Consider the following 3,906-nt stretch of genomic DNA (forward strand, 5'->3'; position numbering starts at 1 on the left):
GTATAGTAAATTTCTACGAAAAGTGCTTTTAATGTCATCATCTTCAATTTGGATATTGTCATTAAATCCTACTCTTCCTAAACATCAATTTTAAACCCTAAATCAATATCAGAGGCAGCTTGACCACCCCGTATTCCAAAATTATCCGTTGGAATTTCTCGAAGTATTATTATGGTATGATCTTTGGGTATACCAAATGGCTCTAATTTATTTACAATCGTTTTATACAATAAACGCTTAGTTTCTAATGTACGACCTACAAAACAATCAATTGTAATGTGTGTAAAAAACTCTGGTTTTTCCTTTTCTGGTGGACACTGAAAATGATGTGGTTCATGCGTGACTAAACGTATATGCCGATCATTTGGCATAATTTTAAATGACTCTATCAAAGCAGAATGCACCGCTTCAATAATTCCAAGCTCCACATCTAACGTATATTTTTGTCTTATCTCAATAAGAACACTCGGCATTTTACTCTCCCAAACAAGTACTATTAATGAATATTTATATTTTCTATAGATTTATTAGCAACAAATTAATATTGATTAAACCGAATTTATTAAAATTATCAAACTTTAATCACGTTGTACTAATCTAAGTATTAAAAAAGCACTCTTCATCAAGTGATAAAGAGTGCTACCTAACGATCTCATTATTATGATGCAAATTTTGCATTTGGGAAGAAACGATTTTCTACAGTGTCATAACACCACTGGAAGATAAAGGTATAGACCAAAATACATAAGGTTAAACCGATATCCAAAATAAACGCTTCAACGATCGTCATATTCATCATATAAGCAATCATTGGAACTGTCGCGATTAACAAACCACCTTCAAATCCAACTGCATGCAAAATACGCACTGGTACAGTTCTTTCCCAATTGTATTTATGCTCAATTTTCTCAAAATAATTATTAAAAATCATGTTCCAAATCACTGAAACAACCGCCATAAACACACCTAATGTTCCTGTTACTTCCATCGGCATGTCAAAAATAAAACTTAACGCAATTGCGATGATGACCAATAAAATCACTTCATAGACAATCGCATGAATGAGTCTTCTTTTGGAAATCAACATTTCTATAACACTCTCTTGTTTGGATATTTGCCATTTTATTTTTATAATTTTGATTAATCCAATCAGGTTCTTTCAGTTTTTTTGACAGATGAATATTAATCAAGAACAACTCATCATGTTTCAAACCGTCATTGAAACAGGCTCATTTTCTGCGGCTGCACGCAAGTTGGGCAAAGTCCCTTCTGCGGTAAGCATGTCGATTGCTAACCTAGAAATTGATTTAAATCTCAACTTATTTGAGCGAGTGGGACGTGAACCAACTCCTACTGCTGAAGCAATGGTGTTGTATGAAAAAACACAACAATTGCTCATTGAAATGAATCAATGGAAACAACATGCGCATGCGCTCAGTACAGGCTTAGAATCCACATTAAACATTGTGGTTGTATCCGAACTATTGCATACCAATTGGACAGACTACATTACCCTACTTGAGCAAAATTTTCCGAGTCTCGCGATTAATATTGTATCTGCTCCGCAAGAAGATGCTTTACACATGTTACTGGATCAGTCGGCACAACTGGCTTTGATGTTTGAACGTGAACAATTAGACAGTCGTGAGCAGTTTGTTGAACTTAAAAGAGAAGCATTAGTACCTGTTATCTCGAATATTCATCCACTGGCTCAACTTGAACAAGTATCTTTTGAGCAAATGGTTCAAACCCGTCAAATCGTAGTAGCGAGCCGAGATAACAGGATTAAACCTGAATTACTTTTTGCTAAAGATTACTGGCGTACCGACAACCACCATTCAGCGTGCATGATGATTGTTCGAAATTTGGGCTGGGGTGTTCTCCCCTTAGAAATGTTTAATGAAAACCCTGAGTTAAAGAAAAAATTAAAAATTTTGAAGCTTTATGATTTCACACCAAAATTTGAATATTTTGTAGACCTCGTCTGGAGTCGAGAAAGTGAACTTGGTGCAGCTGCAAGGTTTCTGATTGAGTACATCCGAGATCAACGTCAGAAAATCGAACCTTAAAAAGCATGCAACAATAAGGCATGTCATCACAAGTGACACTTTGCTTTCTTGAATTGTGTGTTATAAATGAGAATACCACTATATTTGTTTAAGTAAGAACGTTATATCAATGACTCAAACCGCATTAAACCAATTAAAGAATTTTACAACTGTTGTAGCTGATAGCAGTGACCTTGAAGCAATTAAAAAATTTCGTCCGCTTGATGCAACAACAAATCCTTCATTAATCACAGCAGCAGCTGAACAACCAGAAAGTAAAGAACTCATCGAAGATGCTTATTTACAAGCAAAAAAAGAAGGTTATGAAGCTGATGAACTGATCGAACGTACGATTGATATTTTAACTGTCAAGTTTGGTGTTGAGATTTTAAAGTTAATTGATGGCCGGGTTTCAACAGAAGTCGATGCTCTACTTTCTTATGATACAGAGGCAACCATTGCTAAAGCTCGTGAACTTTCAAAGCTCTATCAAGACTATGGCATCGAACAATCACGTATTCTCATTAAGATTGCTTCGACATGGGAAGGGATTCAAGCTGCTAAAGTTTTAGAAGCTGAAGGTATTCCATGTAATCTGACTTTATTGTTTGGTTTACATCAAGCACAAGCTTGTGCAGATGCAAACGTTACGCTTATCTCTCCATTTGTTGGACGTATTTTAGATTGGTACAAAAAAGCAGAAGCCGTCGATGCTTATCCAATCGAGAAAGATCCAGGTGTACTCTCTGTTAAGAAAATTTATAATTATTACAAACAACAAGGTATCCCAACACAAGTCATGGGAGCAAGCTTCCGTAGCACGGCACAAGTACTGGGCTTAGCTGGTTGTGATTTACTGACAATTGCACCAAATTTACTGGCACAATTAGAACAAGATCAACAACACGTTAATGCTCAACTGACTGTAGAAGCAGCGCAACAGGCTGAAAAAATTGAGCGCTCTGAACAAACTAAGGAAAGCTTCAAGGCTGAGCTTGAACAAGACTTAATGGCATTCCAACTGTTGCAAGGTGGAATTGATGGCTTTATCAAAGCTCGAAATCAATTAAGTTTGTTACTTCGTCAGTCTTTTGGTGTTGATGCTGAAATCAGTCCATAATTAGCTGATTTTTCACCTATTAAAAACCGATTTTTGCTATATTAGTGAGGGTCGGTTTTTTTATTGAGTTCATCGTGTTTGGTATCACAGATTTAACTACTTATATTATCGGTACGATCTTAATCATTTTATTACCCGGCCCTAACTCCATCTATGTCATGTCTGTGGCCTCACGCTATGGTATACGTACTGGTTATGCTGCCGCTTGTGGTGTATTTACTGGCGATTTTATCTTAATCGTTTGTACTGTATTAGGCGCGGCATCGCTATTAAAAGCCTTTCCCATTTTGTTTGTAATTCTTAAATTAACCGGGGCCTGCTATCTTGCTTACTTAGGTTTTAAACTACTCCAAAGTGGCTATCAAACATGGAAAAAGCCACCTCATCATACAGAGTTGGCCGATTTACCTCGATTAGATAAAGTTCACCCTTACCGGACAGCACTTGGCATTAGTTTATTGAATCCAAAAGCAATTTTATTTTTCTTATCATTCTTTGTGCAATTTGTTGAGCCAAGTTATCCCTACCCAATGATCAGTTTCTTGGTATTGGCATTGGTTCTACAAATCATCAGTTTTAGTTATCTAACCGCACTTATTTTTTCGGGCGTGAAATTAGCTGGCTTCTTTAGACATAACTATAAACTGGCTGCAAGTGGCGTATTCTTAGTCGGCATTTTATTTTTTGGATTTGGTTTACGACTTGCAACTTCGACGATTTAATTAGACCTAGACGTAT

5 protein-coding genes are annotated in these 3,906 nt (G+C 36.4%); 3 read left to right on the forward strand and 2 right to left on the reverse strand.

The window, feature by feature from the left end:
* Window positions 1-77: 77 nt before the first annotated feature.
* Window positions 78-473, reverse strand: a complete 396-nt coding sequence (locus tag HMPREF0023_RS04740) for a tautomerase family protein (protein ID WP_005090076.1) — start codon at window positions 471-473, stop codon at window positions 78-80.
* Between the two features lie 185 nt (window positions 474-658).
* Complete coding sequence (aceI, locus tag HMPREF0023_RS04745; RefSeq protein WP_004639441.1) at window positions 659-1,087, reverse strand: chlorhexidine efflux PACE transporter AceI; 429 nt, start codon at window positions 1,085-1,087, stop codon at window positions 659-661.
* An 88-nt stretch (window positions 1,088-1,175) separates the two neighbouring features.
* Here aceI and HMPREF0023_RS04750 point away from each other — a divergent pair, with 88 nt between their 5' ends.
* The 3 genes from HMPREF0023_RS04750 to leuE all read left to right on the forward strand — a co-directional run bounded on the left by HMPREF0023_RS04750 (window position 1,176) and on the right by leuE (window position 3,890).
* Window positions 1,176-2,069 carry a LysR family transcriptional regulator gene (locus HMPREF0023_RS04750; RefSeq protein ID WP_008941316.1) on the forward strand — a complete coding sequence of 298 codons (894 nt, stop codon included), beginning with the start codon at window positions 1,176-1,178 and terminating at the stop codon, window positions 2,067-2,069.
* Between the two features lie 109 nt (window positions 2,070-2,178).
* On the forward strand, window positions 2,179-3,168 hold the full coding sequence (gene tal, locus HMPREF0023_RS04755) for a transaldolase (RefSeq protein ID WP_008941317.1): 990 nt from the start codon (window positions 2,179-2,181) through the stop codon (window positions 3,166-3,168).
* A 74-nt stretch (window positions 3,169-3,242) separates the two neighbouring features.
* Complete coding sequence (gene leuE / locus HMPREF0023_RS04760) at window positions 3,243-3,890, forward strand: leucine efflux protein LeuE (protein ID WP_017395167.1); 648 nt, start codon at window positions 3,243-3,245, stop codon at window positions 3,888-3,890.
* The last annotated feature ends 16 nt before the right edge of the window (window positions 3,891-3,906 follow it).

This window comes from Acinetobacter sp. ATCC 27244 (assembly GCF_000156555.1).
GTDB lineage: Bacteria > Pseudomonadota > Gammaproteobacteria > Pseudomonadales > Moraxellaceae > Acinetobacter > Acinetobacter haemolyticus.

Bases quoted from the DNA above. Each gene is read 5' to 3' on its own strand.
- HMPREF0023_RS04740 (WP_005090076.1), bottom strand. From the start codon at position 473: ATGCCGAGTGTTCTTATTGAGATAAGACAAAAATATACGTTAGATGTG.
- HMPREF0023_RS04750 (WP_008941316.1), top strand. From the start codon at position 1,176: ATGAATATTAATCAAGAACAACTCATCATGTTTCAAACCGTCATTGAA.
- tal (WP_008941317.1), top strand. From the start codon at position 2,179: ATGACTCAAACCGCATTAAACCAATTAAAGAATTTTACAACTGTTGTA.
- aceI (WP_004639441.1), bottom strand. From the start codon at position 1,087: ATGTTGATTTCCAAAAGAAGACTCATTCATGCGATTGTCTATGAAGTG.